The sequence below is a fragment of the Pelomonas parva genome (assembly GCF_043555835.1).
Classification (GTDB): domain Bacteria; phylum Pseudomonadota; class Gammaproteobacteria; order Burkholderiales; family Burkholderiaceae_C; genus Pelomonas; species Pelomonas parva.
The window spans coordinates 830,628-847,813 of sequence record NZ_JBIGHV010000001.1 but is presented as its reverse complement, the minus strand read 5'-3'; the positions used below and the strand labels follow the sequence as shown (position 1 = coordinate 847,813).

Below are 17,186 nucleotides of genomic sequence, written 5' to 3'. Positions count from 1 at the left end.
ATTTACCAGAAGTCCGCGACCGCCTCTTAGGCGGTGAGCATCAGCAAAGACCCCGACATGGGGCCAACCAGGAGACGAGAGTGAACGAGTATTCAATGGGCGCTGGGCAGCGCCGCATGCGTGTGGCACGCGATGTTTTCGCAACCACCACCTTGGCCGGCATGATCGCCTGCGCCTACGCGCAGGGCGTGCCGGCGCCGGCCGGTGCCGCCTCGGCGCCGGCCGCCAAGGCGAACACGCTGGAGACGGTGACCGTGACCGGCTACCGCAGCTCGCTGGCGAACGCGGCGCGCGAGAAGCGCGACGACATCGGCCTGAGCGAGACGGTCTTTGCCGAGGACATCGGCAAGTTCCCGGACTCCAGCATCGCCGATTCGCTGTCGCGCGTGCCCGGCGTGCGGGTCAACCGCGCCACCATCGACGGCGAGGGCCTGAACATCTCCATCCGCGGCATGGGCGCCAACTTCACGCGCGTGCTGCTGAACGGCGCGCCGATGGCGTCTGCATCGGCCGGCCACTGGGGCGGCACGATCAGCGCGAACCGCGAAGTCGACATGGACTTCCTGCCCTCGGAGCTGTTCCGCAGCGCCACGGTCTACAAGAGCCAGCGCGCCAGCGTGCTGGAGGGCGGCATCGCCGGCACGGTGGACATGCGCAGCGTGCGCCCCTTCGACAAGAAGGGCTTCCGCTCGGCCTTCACGCTCAGCGGCAACTACCGCGACCAGGTCGGCAAGTGGAGCGACACCGGCTCGGCGCTGGTCAGCAACACCTGGCGCAACAACACGCTGGGCGAGTTCGGCGTGCTGGTCGGCGCGGCCTGGGGCAACACCAAGTACAAGACCACCGGCTTCCAGACGGTGGACATGCGCAACTTCCAGCTCAAGTCCTTCCAGGCCAACGCGGGCGACAACCCCAACAACACCGGCGGCGGCTCGCAGTCCACGCCGGACACGGTGCCCTCGGGCCTGGCGCTGGACGCGCTGCCGGCCTACGCGCGACCCCTGCTCGTGCCGGGCGCGCAGATCAACCGCGCCATGCTGCTGGGCCTGAACCCGGGCGCCGACATCAAGCAGATCGACAACGCGCTGATGGGCCGCCTGGGTCGCCACATCAGCTATGAAGGCGAGCGCGAGCGCGCCAGCGGCATCGTCAGCCTGCAGTGGCGCCCCAACGAGAAGTGGGACGTCTACCTGGACATGCTGGGTGCCCAGAAGTCCAACCAGATGGTCTACAACGCGATGAACGCCGGCACGCGCGCGAACACGCCCATCCCCATCGGCATGGAGTTCGACCGCAGCGACTGCACCAGCGGCTGCGTGCTGACCAAGGCGACCTTCGCCAACACCTTCTGGTCGCTGGAGTTCCGGCCGATGGAGGAGAAGACCAAGTTCTGGAGCTTCAACCCCGGTTTCGAGGTGCGCCCCAACGATGACTGGACCATCGACGGCCATATCAACCTGACCTACAGCGACTTCTACCGTGACATGCCCACGGTGCTGCTGGCCACGCGCTCGCCCAACTCGGTCATCACCTACGACAACTCGCGCCCGGGCGAGATCCCGACCTACTCCAGCAACCTGAACGTCAACGACCCGGCCAACTTCGGCTGGTACCAGGCCGGCCAGGGCTTGTCGGGCCTGCGCATGGACCTCTACGACCGCCGCAACACGACCAGCGGCGGCCGCCTGAACGTGAAGTGGGGCGACGAGATGTTCAACGTCAAGGCGGGCGTGACCGTCGATGACATCGAGCGCCGCTACCGTGGCTACTCGGTCGCCGACGCGTGGATGAACGTGACCTGCGGCGGCAACATGAACTACCGCTTCTTCCAGCCCAACACCCAACTGCAGACGCCGGGCTGCGATGGCCGCACGACCACCGGCGCGCTGCCGGCCACCGCCTATCCCGGCTTCGGCCAGGGCTCGACGGCCGGCGTCACGACGCCGCTGGCCTACCTGGGCTCCGTCATCCCCAACTCGCGCGTGCCCGAGTACGCGATGGCGTCCAGCCAGGGCTTCATCACGGTCGACTGGGACAAGTTCGCCAAGGACACCGACTACAGCTACTTCCGCGACAACATCCGCCGCGGCTTCGGCAACGGCAGCGGCGGCTACATCCGCGAGCAGGTCTACGGTGCCTATGGCGAGGTGACTGGCGTGCTGAAGCCGCTGGGCCGCACGCTGCGCTACAACGCCGGCCTGCGCTTCACGGAGACCCAGCAGACCATCGGTGAAGTCGTCACGCAGGCCGACCCGCGCAATGCAGCGCTGGGCAACATCAACGGCGCCCGCTACGACGATCTGTCGCTGTGGAACTACGAGTCGACGACCTACACCAACCTGTTGCCGTCGTTCTCGCTGGCCTACAACATCACGCCCAGCCTGATCGCCCGCGCCTCGGGGTCCAAGTCGATGACGCGCGCCAACCCGGCCGACCTGCGCCAGACCCGCCTGACCATCGGCGACCAGGGCGCGCGCCAGGGCAACCTGACCAACCCCAAGCTGTCGCCGTTCAAGTCCAACAACTTCGACCTGGCGCTCGAGTACTACATGACCCGCGAGGCCTATGTGGCGCTGAGTGCCTTCGGCAAGGACCTGACGGGCCGCCCGGCGAACCGTGTCGTCAGCTACACGCTGGCGCAACTGGACGCGCTGTATGGTGAAGTGGGCTTGACCGACGCGCAGCTGCAATCCGTCACCGCCAGCGGCGGCCGGACACAGCACCGCGTAGAAATCACCGAGCCCTTCAACATTGCCGCCAAGCTGAAGGTGCGTGGCGCCGAGCTGACCTGGCAGCAGCCGCTGGACTTCCTGCCGGTCAAGGGCTTCGGCTTCACGGCCAACTACACCTACACCAAGCAGACGGACACGCTGCCCAATGCGCTGCCGGTGGCCGGCGTGCCACCGCGCACCAACAACCTGACGCTGTACTACGAGCGCAACGGCTACAGCATGCGCGTCTCGCGCCAGCACCAGTCCGAGCACATCGTCGGCTCCAGCGTGGGCCTGTCCACGCCGGGCGCCTACATGTGGACGACGGCGCGCACGCAGTACGACGCGTCGGCGGGCATCAACTTCAAGCACGCCTTCGGCTTCAAGTACGACACCAGCCTGAACCTCAGCGTCTGGAACGCCACCGATGCGGTCAGCCGCACCTGGGTGCAGTTCCCCGGCGCCACGTTCGACGAGTACAAGCCAGGCCCGAGCTACAACGTCTCGCTGCGCGCCGCCTTCTGAGGTCTCCGCTTGAGAAAGCCGGCCCCGCAGGGCCGGTCTCTGGTGTGCCTTCGGGCTTCACGGCCGGCTCCCTGGAGCCGGCCTTTTTCATGGGCTTGTCACATGCACTCTTCTCTCACACGCATGGTCGCGGCGCTCGCTGCCGGCCTGCTGCTGGCGCAAGCAGCCGCCGATGCGCCAGCGCCGGGCAGCAACCCGGCGCTGCGCGACGTCTTCACGGCCGATCCGGCGCCCTTGGTGGTCGGCGACACGGTCTATCTCTACGTCGGCCATGACGAGGCCCGTGGCAGCGAGATGTTCACGATGAACCAGTGGCTCGCCTACTCGTCTAAAGACCTGAAGCGCTGGCAAGCCCACGGCCCGGTGATGAGGGCCACCGACTTCAAGTGGGCCGTGCGCGACGCCTGGGCCGCGCAGGTCGTGCGGCGCAACGGCAGGTTCTATCTCTACACGACGGTCCAGCACGACAAGACCCACGAGGGCAAGGCCATCGGCGTGGCCGTGGCCGACAACCCGCTCGGCCCGTTCAAGGACGCACGCGGCTCGGCGCTCATCACCGAGGAGATGACGCCCGGCCCCTACGGCTGGAACGACATCGACCCCACGGTCTTCGTCGACGACGACGGTACCGCCTGGATGGCCTGGGGCAACCCGACGCTCCATCTGGTCAAGCTCAAACCCAACATGACCGAGCTGGATGGCCCTATCGAGAAGATCGCCCTGCCCAACTACACCGAGGGCCCTTGGCTCTCCAAGCGCAAGGGCCTGTACTACCTTACCTACGCCTCCATGGCCCACCAGGGGCTGTGGGAGCACCTGTCCTATGCCACCGCGCCCAGCATGAAGGGCCCGTGGACCTACCGCGGCATGATCACCGGCACGGCCAAGAACAGCTACACCATCCACGCCGGCCTCATCGACGACTTCAAGGGCCAGTCCTACCTGGCCTATCACAACGCCACGCTGACCTTGCCCGATGGCCAGACCGGCGCCGTCGGTCGGCGTTCGGTGGCGCTGGACTACCTGCACTACCTGGACGACGGCAGCATCGCACCCATCGTGCAGACGCCGGAAGGCCTGAGCCGCCCGCCGGTCCTACCCACTTCGAGGCCTGCCGCGCCGGACTTCGGCCGCTCGGACGCGCGGCTGCGTGTCGGCCAGTTCATCCAGGGCTACCCGTCGGCCTGGCGCGGCGAGCCGGTGCTGGCCTCGGTCACGTCGCCGTTCGAGCACGCCCCCGAGCCGCGCGGCTTCAACAGCCACGGCGGCGCCAGCCGCATCGCGCAGACCTTCGTGCCCAAGTCGGACTTCACGCTCGGCCGCATCAGCCTCTACGCCGGTGACGGCCATGGCACGCAGGCCGACGCGCCGCTGCGGCTGGCGTTGCTGGACCTGGGTCCCGGGGACGCGAACGCGGCCAGCTACGGCGCCGGCGCGGACCTGCTGGGCGCGGGCGAAGGCCTGGCGCTGGCCTACCAGCCGCAGGGCGCGGGCCTGCTGGACATCAGCCTCGTCGGCGGCGCGCCTGTGCAGCTGAAGGCCGGCCACCGCTACGCGCTGGAACTGCGCGGCGAACGCAATTCAATAACGGTCTATCTGCGAGCCAGCCGCAAGGACGTCTATGCCGACGGCGCGGCCTACCTCGACGGCAGGCTGTTCAAGGACAAGAAGGATCAACCGGCCGACTTCGCCTTCGCGCTCTACGCCAGGCCCTGAGCTCACTCGGCGCGTTTGTCGCTGAAGCGGAACCAGTCCACGTCCACCTGGCCTGCCTTGCCCGTGCCGGTGTTGAAGCAGAAGAGGGCGACCTGCGGCCCCTGGAAGGTGCCGGTGCGCCAGTCGTAGATCAGCTCGAACTCGTCGCCCAGCGGCTTCGCGGCCTCGCCGTCCAGCCAAGACAGCCGGCCGCGCGCGCGCACGAAGTCCATCTCCAGCCGCAGCGTCACGCCGTTCGCGTCCAGCGCCGCGCTGGGGCCGGGCAGGGTGGTGGCGGGCTGGCGGTCGCCGTTGTCGATGATCGTGTGCCGCTCCAGCCGCAGGCGACCGTCCTCGGTGCGCACGGCGGCGATGCCGGCGTTGACCTTGCCCAGCGTACCCAGGCCGCAGCGGTCCCCCGCGGCCAGGCCTGACAGGTCCAGCCGCACGTCGCCCCGGCTGTACGGGCCCTGGCCTTTTTGCGTCAGCGTGTTGCGCGCGGTCCAGAAGCCGTCCGCCCGCGTGGCCTTTAGCCGCAGCCAGCCCGGCCGCTCGGCAAGCGACCAGCGCGTGTCGTCGGGGTTGTGGTTCCACGCCCATTGCAGGCCCAGTTGCGGGCGGTCGAACTCGTCGCTCGTGTCCGGCTGCGCCAGCGGCTGGCCCTGCACGGGCTTGACGGCCCGCGCCGGCACGCGGCCGGGCGCCTCGGGCGTGCCCCAGACGGGCCAGTCGTCCTGCCAGAAGATGGGGCTGAAGTTGGTGATGCGGCCGATGGCGGGCTTGTCCTGCATGACAAAGCCCCACCAGCGCCCGTCGGCCAGGTCGACGATGGCGCCCTGGTGGCCGCCGCTGGTGGCCGTGTCGATCGCGTTGATGGTTTCCCACGGCCCGGTCAGCGCCTTGGCGCGCGAGATCGTCATCGCCAGCCGGCGCGGGATGGCGTTGAACAGGTAGTACCAGTCGCCCCGGCGGATCAGCTTGGAGCCTTCCGCGCCGGGGATGTAGTGCACCTTGCGCGCCTCGGTGACGCGGCTCAGCGACTTATCCAGCGACAACAGCGTCACCGTACCGTCGCTGCCGATGGCCGTGGCGATGAAGGCGCTGCCGTCGCGGTCGAAGAACAGCCCGGGGTCGAAGGCCGCGCGGTCCAGCGAATGGCAGCGCCACGGGCCGGCAACCTGGACGGCGCGGCAGATGCGCGTGTTCTGGCCCACCACCGTGAAGGCGATGACGAATTCGCCGTCGTGGAAGCGCAGGCTGGGCGCGAACACGCCGCGCCGGTAGACGCTGCCGCCGGTCAGGTCGAAGGCCGGGCCGCCCTCCAGCCTGGGCAGCACATGGCCGGCGATGCGCCAGTTGACGAGGTCGCGCGAGTGCAGGATGCGCAGGCCCGGCGAGTTGGCGAAGGTGGTGGTCGCGAAGTAGAAGTCGTGGCCGACGCGGATGACGTCGGGGTCGGGGTAGTCGGCGTTGAGCGGCGGGTTGCTGTAGCTGCCGTCGCCGTTGTCGGCCTGCCAGGCGAGGGCCGGCAGGCCGGCGAGCAGCAGGCCCGCCGCGCCCAGTGCGAGCGCCACGCGGGAAGCCAGGGAGGCCAGGGGGAACTTCATGGCAGGTTGTCCTTCAGGTAGATCTCGATGCGCAGCGGCGTGGCGTCGGCCGGGCAGCGCTGGCGCGTCAGCCGGGCCAGCGCCAGGCGGCAGGCCAGCTGCGCCTCCTGGGCGGCCGACTGGCCGATGACGGCGCTGGCCGTGCCGTCCAGCAGCGCCGCGCGGGTGTGGGGCGTCAGCTCGTGGCAGACCCAGGCCACGCGCCCGGCGCCGCCGCCGTCCAGCAGCGCCGCGTGGATGCCGTCGTTGCCAGCGCCGATGCTGTACAACCCGGCCAGGTCAGGCCGCTCGGCCAGCAATTGCGCCACCAGCGGCCGGGCGGACTCGGGGCGGTCCTGGCATTGCAGCGGCGGCAGCAGCGCCAGCCGGGGATGCTCGGCCGCCATCAGCTCGCGAAAGCCCTGCAGCCGGTCGGCGTGGTCGCGCAGCGCCTGCGAGCCCATGACGACGCCCACGGGCCCGCTGCGGCCCGTGAGGCAGCGGCCCAGCAGGGCGCCGGCCGTGCGGCCCGCAGCACGGTTGTCGATGCCGACGAAGTGATTGCGGGCGCGCGCGGGAATGTCCGACACCAGCGTGATGACGCAGGTGCCGTCGCCGGCCATGCGTTCCACGGCCTCGCGCACCAGCGGGTGGTCCTCCAGCATCAGCACCACGGCGTCGTACTGGCCGCGCAGCCGCTTGACGGCGGACGACGCGGCGGCCGGGGAGAAGGCGTCCGTGGTGCGCACATCCACGCGGGCGTGCTGCTCGGCCAGCCAGGGCGCCAGCGCGTGCAAGGCCTCGCGCAGCTGCTCGACGAACGCGTTCTGCCCGGCCGGCAGCAGAAAGCACAGCAGCCAGCTGCCGGCCCGGGGCTGCGGCGCGCTGCTGGCGTCGCCCTGCAGCGCCAGGCGCTGTACGGCGTCCTGCACCCGCGCCAGCGTGCGGGCGCTGACGCCGGGGCGCTCGTTCATCACCCTGTCCACGGTGGCGAGGCTGACACCGGCTTCGCGGGCAACCTCGTGCAGCCTGGCTCGGAGGTCGGGTCGCGGCGCAAGCGCAGACGCCATCACGGCATGCCTTTCGTCAACTTCATGAGAAGTCTTGTGTCGGATTGGTTGGTATCGCTATCATATTTATCAACCATCTCACAATCCTTGGCGTTTCCCCTAGCGGACCTCATGCCGATCGGGTGGATGAGAACGGTAACAAGAACACAGGAGACCTGGATGCTTGGCAAACCCTGGCGGCATGTGGCCGTCGGCTTGATGTGGGCCTGCGTGGCCGCGCTGCCGGCGGTGGCGCGTGAGCGCATCGACCTGGCCACTGGCTGGCGCTTCCATCGCGGTGACCCGGTCGGCGCGACGGCGCGGCTGATGTACGACGTGCGCCCCGAGGTGACGGCCTCGGCCGACGGCAAGGTGGCCGACGCGCGCCCGGACGAGGCCGTGCAGGCCAAGGCCGGTGCCCAGGACCGCGTGCTCAAGCCCTGGGTACTGCCCAGCGCCAATGCCTTCATCAAGGACCCCGCCAGGCGCCACCGCCGCCCCGAGGGACACCCGGGCAGCGACGTGGACTTCGTGCGCCCCGGCTTCGACGACAGCGGCTGGCAGGCCGTCACGCTGCCGCATGACTGGGCCATCGCCGGTCCCTTCCTGGAGACCGGCCCCTACGGCGGCATGGGCCGGCTGCAGACCTGGGGACCGGTCTGGTATCGCCGCGCGCTGGACATCCCGGCATCGGACCGTGGCCGCTCGCTGTTCCTGGACGTGGACGGCGCGATGTCTTACGCGACGGTCTGGCTCAACGGCAAGCTGGTGGGCGGCTGGCCCTATGGCTACAACTCCTTCCGCCTGGACCTGACGCCCTGGGCCCAGCCGGGCGGCGCCAATCAGCTGGTCATCCGGCTGGACAACCCGCCTGAGTCGGCGCGCTGGTATCCCGGCGCGGGCCTGTATCGCAAGGTCTGGCTGACGAAGACGGCGCCGGTGCATGTGGCGCACTGGGGCACGCGCATCACGACGCCGCAGGTGTCCGCACAGGAGGCCACCGTGGCGGTGGACGTGCGCGTGGACAACGACGGTGCCAGTGCGGCGCGCGTCGACGTGCTGACCGAGATCTTTGCGCTCGACGCCGACGGCAAGCCGATGGGCGAGGTCGTCGTGACAGCGCGCAAGCCGCAGGTCGCCGTGCCGGCGCGCGGGCAGGGCGTCGTGACGATGTCACTGCGCATCGCCAAGCCGCGGCTGTGGGGTCCCAGGCCCCAGCAGCAACCGCATCGCTACCTGGCCGTCACGCGCCTGCAGGGCAAGGCCGGCGTGCTGGACCGTTACGAGACGCCGTTCGGCATCCGCACGCTGCGCTTCGACGCGAACACCGGCCTGCACGTCAACGGCCAGCCGGTGAAGCTGCAAGGCGTCAACCAGCACCACGACCTCGGCGCGCTCGGCGCTGCCTTCAATGTGCGTGCCGCCGAGCGGCAGCTGGAGATCCTGCAGGCCATGGGCGCCAACGCCATCCGCATGGCCCACAACCCGCCGGACCCGGCGCTGCTGGTACTGACCGACCGCATGGGCCTGCTGGTGGTGGACGAGATCTTCGACAGCTGGGAGCGCAAGAAGACGCCGCTGGACTTCCACCTCATCTTCCCGGACTGGCACGAGGCCGACCTGCGCGCCATGCTGCGCCGCGACCGCAACCACCCGTCGGTCATCATGTGGAGCATCGGCAACGAGGTCGGTGAGCAATACACCGGCGCGGCCGGCGCCGCCGTCGCGCGCCGCTTGCACGAGATCGCCCGCGAGGAAGACCCGACGCGGCCCACGACGACGGCGATGAACTTCGCCAAGTCCGACATGCCGCTGCCGGCCGAGGTGGACCTGATCAGCCTGAACTACCAGGGCGAGGGCATACGCCAAGACCCCGAGTTCGTCGGCACGGACCGCATCCGCACGCCGCCGCAATACCCCAACTTCCACAAGCGTTTCCCAGACAAGCTCATCCTCAGCAGCGAGACGGCCTCGGCCTTCAGCAGCCGGGGCGTCTACCTGTTCCCGGTCACGTCGGCCAGCAGCTCCATCACGCGCGACGGCCGCGGCGGCGATTCCAAGGCGCTGCAGGTCAGCGGCTACGAGCTGTACGCGGTGGACTTTGGCTCGTCGGCGGACAAGGTGTTCGCCGCGCTGGACGCCCACCCCTACGTCGCTGGCGAGTTCGTCTGGACCGGCTTCGACTACCTCGGCGAGCCCACGCCCTACTACGCCGCGCGCAGCTCGTATTCGGGCATCGTCGACCTGGCTGGCTTCCCCAAGGACCGCTACTGGCTCTACCAGTCGCGCTGGCGGCCCGAGCTGCCCATGGCCCATCTGCTGCCGCACTGGACCTGGCCGGAACGCATGGGGCAGGTCACGCCTGTCCACGCCTTCACGAGCGGCGACGAGGCCGAGCTGTTCCTCAACGGCCGCTCGCTGGGCAAGCGCAAGAAGGGCGCGGGCCAGTACCGGCTGCGCTGGGACGACGTCGTCTACGAACCCGGTGAGCTGAAGCTGCAGGCTTACCGCGACGGCAAGCCCTGGGCCACGGCCAGCGTCGCCACGGCCGGTGCCGCAGCCCGGCTCGAACTGAAGGCCGACCGCGCGGCCATAGCCGCCGACGGCAGCGACCTCGGCTTCGTCACGCTGACCATCACCGACGCCGCCGGCCGCCCCGTGCCGCGCGCCGACGCGCGCATCCGTTTCAGCGTCGACGGCCCCGGCGACATCGTCGCCACCGACAACGGCGACGCCACCAGCTTCGAGCCCTTTCCCTCCACCAGCCGCAAGGCCTTCAGCGGCCAGGCGCTGGCCATCGTGCGCGGCCGCGTTGGTGCTGCCGGCAAGCTGGTCGTGCGCGCCGAGGCCGACGGCCTGGCAGCGGCCGAAGTCACCCTCCACAGCCGGGCGGGCCGATGAAACTCATGCGCAGCGACAACGGCGCAATCATGTAGCGCTACCAATCGACGCGTGCAGCGGCCGGCGGGAAGCGGCTGTCTGGAGCGCCCGCACGCGTGAACGATTGACGAAGGCTGCCATGATGACTTGGTTGGTCGCGCAACCATCGTTGTGGGTGGTCGGCGACAATCGCATACCATTCCGGCGGGCGGGCCGGATCGGCCCACGGGCAGTCTGAGGACGCCGGCCAACCATCGAGGTAGAGATTGAATCAACCCGCGCGTCAGCGGCGTCGCACCAAGGCCGCCACGATTGCCGACGTTGCCGAGCTGGCCGGCGTCTCGCCGATGACCGTCTCCCGCGTCGTCAACGAGGAGCCCGGCGTGCGGCCGGAAACGCGCGACAAGGTCATCGCCGCGCTGGCCGCGCTGGACTACCTGCCCCAGCCGGCCGCGCGCCGCACGGGCGAGTTGGACCCCATCCGCATCGGCATGGTCTTCAACCATGCCAACGTGGGCTACCTGACCGACTTCATGATCGGCCTGCTCAACAAGGCCAGCCTGCGCCATGTGCAGCTGGACGTGCAGCGCTGTGAGCTGCGCGAGGACGAGGAGGCCACAGTCCAGGCCATGATCGCCGGCGGCATCCACGGCCTCATCCTGCCGCCGCCGTTCTGCGACTCGGAGCCGCTGCTAAAGAAGCTGGCCGAGCACGGCGTGTTGGCCGTGGCCGTGTCCAGCGGCCGGCCCAGCGACAGCGCCCACGCCATCGGCATCGACGACCAGCGCGCCGCCTACGAGATGACGCGCCACCTGCTGTCGCTGGGTCATCAGCGGCTGGGTTTCATCCTGGGCGACAAGCAGCAGCACTGCAGCGAGCGGCGCCTGGCGGGCTTTCGCAGCGCGCTGCGCGACGCCGGGCTGGACCCGGCGACCGCGAGCGTGGTGGCGCAAGGCGATTTCAGCTACCGCTCCGGCCTGGACGCCGCCGAGGCGCTGCTGGCGGCGCCGCAGCGGCCGACCGCCATCTTCGCCAGCAACGACGACATGGCTGCCGCCACCGTGGCCATCGCCCACCGCATGGGCCTGGACCTGCCCGGCGACCTGGCTGTCGTCGGCTTCGACGACGCGCCGCTGGCGACCACCATCTGGCCCGAGCTGACCACCGTGCGCCAGCCCATCACGGCGATGGCCGGCGCGGCGGTCGAACTGCTGGTGCGCCATCTGCGCGCCCGCCGCAATGGCGAGCCGCTGCCGCGCGAGCATGTGCTGATGCCTTTCGAGCTGGTGCGCCGCCAGTCCGACGCGGCACCCCGCTCGCGCCCGCGCCTGGGCGCAGTGGCCTGACGGACCGAGGGCGGAGCGCCGCCGCCCTCGGCCGGGCCGATGACTTGTGGCCGTCGAGCGATGCGGCTTTGGTCATCGCCTGCCTCAACGGCGGCTGTCAATCACCTCGTGCTGAGTGCATTGATACCCATCTCGGCATCGAATCGCTCTGAAAATTGATTACCTGGCTCAGGCGGCGCTTTTTAGGATGTCCACTGATATATCAGTGGGCATCCCGCCCCGCTTGAAAGGATGTTCATGAAGCACGCAGCGCAGCCGGGCAGCAGCCCGAAGCCGGCCACGGTGACCGATGTCGCCCGGCTGGCGGGGGTGTCGACCATGACCGTGTCGCGTGTCGTGAACGGCGAGCCGACGGTGAAGCAGGCGGCTCGAGCCAAGGTGCAGGCCGCGGTCGCCGCGCTGAACTACACGCCCAACCCGGCGGCCCGCAAGCTGGCCGGCTCGCGGCCCATCATGCTGGGGCTGCTCTACAGCGACAGCCGCGCGGGCTACCTGAGCGGCTTCATGCTGGGTCTGCTGAGCAAGATCAGCCTGCGGCATGTGCAGCTCAATGCGCAGTACTGCGACGCGGCCGACGACGGCGAGGAGGCGGTCGCGAACATGATCGCCACGGGCATCGACGGCGTCATCCTGCCGCCGCCGTTCTGCGAATCGCAGGCGCTGCTGGACCTGATCGCCCGCAGCGGCACGCCTGCGGTGACCGTCTCTGCAGGCCGGCCGTCGCCGCTGTGCCACGGCGTCAGCATCGACGACTACAAGGCGGCCTACGAGATGACCCGCCACCTGCTGGCCCTGGGCCACCAGCGGCTGGGTTTCATCATGGGCGACCCCGGTCACAGCAGCAGCGAGCGCCGCCTCGCGGGCTTTCGCGCTGCCGTCGCCGAGGCCGGGCTGGACCCGGAGCACGACATCCAGGCGGTGCAGGGCCGCTTCACCTACCACTCCGGGCTGGACGCCGCCGAGCTGCTGCTGTCCGGCGGCCGGCGGCCGTCGGCGATCTTCGCCAGCAACGACGACATGGCAGCGGCCACCGTGGCGGTCGCCCAGCGGCTGGGGCTGTACGTGCCCAGCGACCTGACCGTGGTGGGTTTCGACGACGCACCGCTGGCCACGACGATCTGGCCCGAGCTGACGACCGTGCGCCAGCCCGTCGGCGACATGGCCAGCATGGCGGTAGACATGCTGGTGCGCCACATCCGCGCCGCCCGCAACGGCGTCAACCTGCCCTTCGGCCAGCAGATGATGGACTACACGCTGATCCGCCGGCAGTCCGACGCCGCGCCCAAGCACCGGCCCGCCGTGCGCCTGGGCATCGTGGCCTGACGGGCGCCGCCGAGCGCCAGCAGCTCGGCCTGGATCGCCTGCAGGAACACAGCGCGCCGGGTCAGCCGGCGACGCTGCTGGAATTCCGCACCCTGGTCGACGGCCGCTGCGCGTGTGGCGGGCTTCGTGCGAGCATCATGCCGACGCGGCGCTGCCTTGCCACCCGATCAAGCCGGAAGGACGGGCTCGATCAGCGTTGCCCGACTCCAGCTGCTGCCTTCAGGCCCCTCATGACCGACGCTCACTACACGACCTTGCCGACCTGGCCCAACGCTTATCCGGCCAGCGGCGCCAGCGCCACGCTGAAAGGCCTCAACGAGGATTTCATCGTCACCGAACTGCCGCTGCAACTGCCCTCGGGGGCGGGCGAACACATCTGGCTGGACGTCGAAAAGAACGGTGCCAACACCGCCTTCGTCGCCCAGCAACTGGCCGACGCCGCCGGCGTGCAGGAAAGAGACGTGGGCTATGCCGGCCTCAAGGACCGCTACGCCATCACGCGTCAGTGGTTCAGCATTTATCTGCCGAAGGGCGAGACGCCCGACCTGACCCAGCTTCAGCACCCGGAGTTCAAGGTGCTGGGCCAGAGCCGCCACGTGAAGAAGCTGCGCCCCGGGGACCTGCAGGGCAACGCTTTTCGCATCGTGCTGCGTGACGTGGGCGGCGAACGAGCTGCCATCGAGGCCAACCTCCAGGCCGTGGCGGCGCAGGGCGTGCCCAACTACTTCGGCGCCCAGCGTTTCGGCTTTGACGGCGGCAACGTCGAGCAGGGCAGGGCCATGCTGGCGCGAGAGATCCGCGTGCGCAACCCGAAGAAGAAGGGCATCTACCTGTCGGCGGTGCGCTCCTTTGTCTTCAACGAAGTGCTGGCGCTGCGCATCCAACAGGGGCTCTGGGGCCAGGCCTTGCCCGGCGACGTGATGGACGACGCGGGTCGGCCCACCGGGCCGCTGTGGGGGCGCGGCCGCGTGATCACCACCGATCAGGCGCAGGCGCTGGAGAACGGCGTGGCTGCTCGTCACGCCGTGCTGTGCGACGGCATGGAACACGCCGGCCTGGACCAGGAGCGCCGTGCGCTGGTGGCCTGGCCGGCGGACCTGTCATGGGCATGGCCGCAGGCCGATCAACTGCTGCTCACGTTCTCCTTGCCCGCCGGGAACTACGCCACCTCCGTGCTGAACGAAATCCTGCGCACCACGGAGCCTGAGCGGCACACGGAGAACGAGCCTGCGGCCCTCGAATGACGGTGCCCGCACTGTTCGCCAGCGTGGCCGGCCTGGCGGCGCGCGCGCCGTGCTGACGCCCAGTGTGCTGCTGGGGGCGTCAGCCGCCTAACCCCCGCCCTGAGCGTCGCCGGTGTCGAACAGCAAGGCCTGATCGCGCGGCTGTTCGATGCGCAGCGGCAGGCAGGCGTCGGGCGGTGCTGCCAGCCCGGCCTCGGCCAGCCGCTCGCGCCAGGGGGCGGCATCCCGCAGCGGTGCCGTGCACATCACCACGCTGAGGCGCCAGGGCCAGGCGGGCGAGCCCGGGCCCGGCACCACGCGGTCCATGCCCGGCAAGGCCAGCAGACGCGCCGGCAGCGCAGCGGGCAGCGCGACCTGCCGCCAAAGCGCCAGCAACCCCGGCCGCGGCACCGGCGTGGGCGGGGGCTTCAGCGTCAGGCCCTCGAGCTGGCCGCTGCGGCGCCAGGCGTTCAGGTGCGTCAGCACGCGCTGCTCGCTGCAACCCGGCGGCCTGGCGCATGCCGCATAGGGTCGCGAGCACAGCGGCAGGCCCTCGCCGTGTTCGAGACCGGCGGCGATGTCGATGGTGTGGCGCTCGCACGTAACAAACCCCGCCAGCCGTGCAACCACGACGATGAAAGGACGGCGTGACCGTCTCCGGCCTGTCGTTCAGGCAATAGCCATCAGGCGAACACGAACGCGCACCGTCTTCGGCTCCAGCCTGAGCCTGGAAAGAATCCACGCATCGGTCCTGCTCAAGGACGCAATGCTGGAGCTTTCCAATGGCCTATCGCCTGGGTGTGGACGTCGGTGGCACGTTCACCGACCTCTTGTTGTTCAACGACGCCGACGGTAGCTGCTGGCGCCACAAGACGCCCTCGACACCGCATGATTCCTCCGAGGGCATCCTCGTCGGCGTGCGTGCCATCTGCGAGAAGGCCGGCATCGCCGCCAGCGACATCGAGGTCTTCCTGCACGGCACGACGGTGGCCACCAATGCGGTGCTGGAGGGCAAGGGCGCCCGCGTCGGCCTGGTGGTGACCGAGGGCTACCGGCAGATGATGCAGGTGGCGCGCTCGCTGGTGCCGGGTGGCCTGGCGGCCTGGATCGTCTGGCCCAAGCCCGAACCGCTGGCCAAGCTGGAAGACACGGTCGAGGTGAAGGGCCGGCTGGATGCGCAAGGCCGCGAGCTGCGCCCGCTGGACGAGGCCGACATCCGCGCCCAGCTGCAGCTGCTGAAGGCGCGCGGCATCGAGGCATTGACCATCTCGCTGATGAATGCCTACGTCAACGGCGTTCACGAGAGTCGCGTCGCCGAACTGGCGGCGAAGATCCTGCCCGACGTGCCGGTGTCGCTGTCGCATGTCGTGCTGCCCGAGATGCAGGAGTACGAGCGCACGCTGACGACGGTGGCCAACGCCTCGGTGCGCCCCATCGTCAGCCGCTATGTGCGCAACCTGCGCAGCAAGCTGCGCGAGCTGGGCATGAAGGGCCGCATCTCGCTGCTGCGCTCGGACGGCGGGCTGATGTCCTCCGAAGCATCCGAAGAGAAGCCCGTCTCGCTGCTGATGTCCGGCCCGGCCGGTGGCGTGACCGGCGCGCTGTGGGTGGCGAAGAACGCCGGCCTGAAGAACATCCTGACGCTGGATGTGGGCGGCACGTCGACCGACGTGGCGTTGATCGAGAACGGCGAGCCGCGCCTGGTGCGCACCACCGACGTGGGCCACCTGACCGTGCGCGTCTCGGCGCTGGACGTGAAGACGGTGGGCGCCGGCGGCGGCTCCATTGCCAAGATTCCGGAGCTGACGAAAGCGCTGCGGGTCGGCCCCGAGTCGGCCGGTGCAGTGCCCGGCCCAGTGGCCTACAGCCGGGGCGGCACGGTGGCCACGGTGACCGACGCCAACGTGGTGCTGGGCTACCTGCCCGAGAACCTGCTGGGCGGCACCTTCAAGCTGGACCGCGAAGGCGCGCGCGCGGCCGTGCAGAAGGTGGCCGACGACCTCGGCGTGGACCTCTACGACGCAGCCCGCGGCATCATCGACATCGTCAACGAGAACATGTTCGGCGCGCTGCGCATGATCTCCGTGCAGCAGGGCTACGACCCGCGCGACTTCGCGCTGATGGGCTTCGGCGGCGCCGGCCCGCTGCATGTCAATGCGGTGGCCAAATTGATGAACTCCTGGCCGGCCGTGTCGCCCGTCTCGCCGGGCGTGCTGTGCGCGCTGGGCGATGCCACCACGCGCATGCGCACCGAGACCGCGCGGTCCTTCTCGCAGCTGGTCTCGCGCAGCAGCGATGCCCAGGTCGTGACGATGCTGGAGACCATGCGCGACCAGGTCCAGCAGACCCTGCTCGGCGAAGGCGTCGCCGCCGACGAGATCGAGCTGCGCTTCGAAGCCGACATGCGCTATGCCGGCCAGGCTTTCGAGGTGCCGCTGCCGGTCACGCTGGACGACTTCGTGGCCGGCACCGGGCTTGCGGGCCTCAACGCCACGTTCCACGAGGCCCACAAGCGCCTCTTCACCTTCAGCATGGACACCGAGACCGAGCTGGTGAACCTGCGCGCCGTGGCCCTGGGCAAGGCGCTGGACCTGCCGGCGCTGGCCTTGCCCAAGGGCGACGGCAACCCCATCGCCGCCAAGCTGCGCGACCACCAGATGTGGGCCACCGGCGGCTTCGTGCCCGGCGTCATCTACGACCGCGCCAGGCTGCGTGCCGGCGACGTGATCCCCGGCCCCGCCGTGGTCTGCGAGATGGACTCCACGACAGTCATCCTGGCCGAGCATGTCGGCACCGTGGACGCCTTCGGCAACATCCTGATCAACCCCGCCTGAAACCGGAGTTAGCC

10 protein-coding genes are annotated in these 17,186 nt (G+C 69.7%); 7 read left to right on the top strand and 3 right to left on the bottom strand.

All coding sequences use genetic code 11. From position 1 onward, the window contains the following. Positions 1–80: 80 nt before the first annotated feature. Together ACG00Y_RS03460 and ACG00Y_RS03455 are read left to right on the top strand one after the other, a co-directional pair. On the top strand, positions 81–3,236 hold the full coding sequence (locus ACG00Y_RS03460; RefSeq protein WP_394475987.1) for a TonB-dependent receptor: 3,156 nt from the start codon (positions 81–83) through the stop codon (positions 3,234–3,236). A 102-nt stretch (positions 3,237–3,338) separates the two neighbouring features. Continuing rightward, on the top strand, positions 3,339–4,952 hold the full coding sequence (locus tag ACG00Y_RS03455) for a glycoside hydrolase family 43 protein (protein WP_394475986.1): 1,614 nt from the start codon (positions 3,339–3,341) through the stop codon (positions 4,950–4,952). Positions 4,953–4,954: 2 nt separating this feature from the next. Here ACG00Y_RS03455 and ACG00Y_RS03450 read toward each other — a convergent pair whose 3' ends face one another. After that, positions 4,955–6,538, bottom strand: a complete 1,584-nt coding sequence (locus tag ACG00Y_RS03450) for a glycoside hydrolase family 43 protein (RefSeq protein WP_394475984.1) — start codon at positions 6,536–6,538, stop codon at positions 4,955–4,957. Continuing rightward, complete coding sequence (locus ACG00Y_RS03445) at positions 6,535–7,587, bottom strand: LacI family DNA-binding transcriptional regulator (RefSeq protein WP_394475982.1); 1,053 nt, start codon at positions 7,585–7,587, stop codon at positions 6,535–6,537. The genes ACG00Y_RS03450 and ACG00Y_RS03445 overlap by 4 nt, the downstream gene beginning before the upstream one ends. 159 nt (positions 7,588–7,746) lie before the next feature. Here ACG00Y_RS03445 and galB point away from each other — a divergent pair, with 159 nt between their 5' ends. The 4 genes from galB to truD all read left to right on the top strand — a co-directional run bounded on the left by galB (position 7,747) and on the right by truD (position 14,359). After that, on the top strand, positions 7,747–10,467 hold the full coding sequence (galB, locus tag ACG00Y_RS03440; RefSeq protein ID WP_394475981.1) for a beta-galactosidase GalB: 2,721 nt from the start codon (positions 7,747–7,749) through the stop codon (positions 10,465–10,467). Between the two features lie 245 nt (positions 10,468–10,712). After that, positions 10,713–11,792, top strand: coding sequence for a LacI family DNA-binding transcriptional regulator (locus ACG00Y_RS03435; RefSeq protein ID WP_394475979.1), 1,080 nt, complete (start codon positions 10,713–10,715; stop codon positions 11,790–11,792). Positions 11,793–12,029: 237 nt separating this feature from the next. Beyond that, positions 12,030–13,115, top strand: a complete 1,086-nt coding sequence (locus ACG00Y_RS03430; protein WP_394475978.1) for a LacI family DNA-binding transcriptional regulator — start codon at positions 12,030–12,032, stop codon at positions 13,113–13,115. Between the two features lie 230 nt (positions 13,116–13,345). After that, complete coding sequence (truD, locus tag ACG00Y_RS03425; protein WP_394475976.1) at positions 13,346–14,359, top strand: tRNA pseudouridine(13) synthase TruD; 1,014 nt, start codon at positions 13,346–13,348, stop codon at positions 14,357–14,359. An 87-nt stretch (positions 14,360–14,446) separates the two neighbouring features. Here truD and ACG00Y_RS03420 read toward each other — a convergent pair whose 3' ends face one another. Then, complete coding sequence (locus ACG00Y_RS03420) at positions 14,447–14,968, bottom strand: hypothetical protein (protein WP_394475974.1); 522 nt, start codon at positions 14,966–14,968, stop codon at positions 14,447–14,449. A gap of 152 nt (positions 14,969–15,120) precedes the next feature. Here ACG00Y_RS03420 and ACG00Y_RS03415 point away from each other — a divergent pair, with 152 nt between their 5' ends. Then, a complete protein-coding gene (locus ACG00Y_RS03415; protein ID WP_394475972.1) occupies positions 15,121–17,172 on the top strand; it encodes a hydantoinase/oxoprolinase family protein in 2,052 nt (683 codons plus the stop codon). Positions 17,173–17,186: the final 14 nt, after the last annotated feature.

Bases quoted from the DNA above. Each gene is read 5' to 3' on its own strand.
- galB (WP_394475981.1), top strand. From the start codon at position 7,747: ATGCTTGGCAAACCCTGGCGGCATGTGGCCGTCGGCTTGATGTGGGCC.
- ACG00Y_RS03415 (WP_394475972.1), top strand. From the start codon at position 15,121: ATGGCCTATCGCCTGGGTGTGGACGTCGGTGGCACGTTCACCGACCTC.
- ACG00Y_RS03445 (WP_394475982.1), bottom strand. From the start codon at position 7,587: ATGGCGTCTGCGCTTGCGCCGCGACCCGACCTCCGAGCCAGGCTGCAC.
- ACG00Y_RS03455 (WP_394475986.1), top strand. From the start codon at position 3,339: ATGCACTCTTCTCTCACACGCATGGTCGCGGCGCTCGCTGCCGGCCTG.
- truD (WP_394475976.1), top strand. From the start codon at position 13,346: ATGACCGACGCTCACTACACGACCTTGCCGACCTGGCCCAACGCTTAT.
- ACG00Y_RS03430 (WP_394475978.1), top strand. From the start codon at position 12,030: ATGAAGCACGCAGCGCAGCCGGGCAGCAGCCCGAAGCCGGCCACGGTG.
- ACG00Y_RS03450 (WP_394475984.1), bottom strand. From the start codon at position 6,538: ATGAAGTTCCCCCTGGCCTCCCTGGCTTCCCGCGTGGCGCTCGCACTG.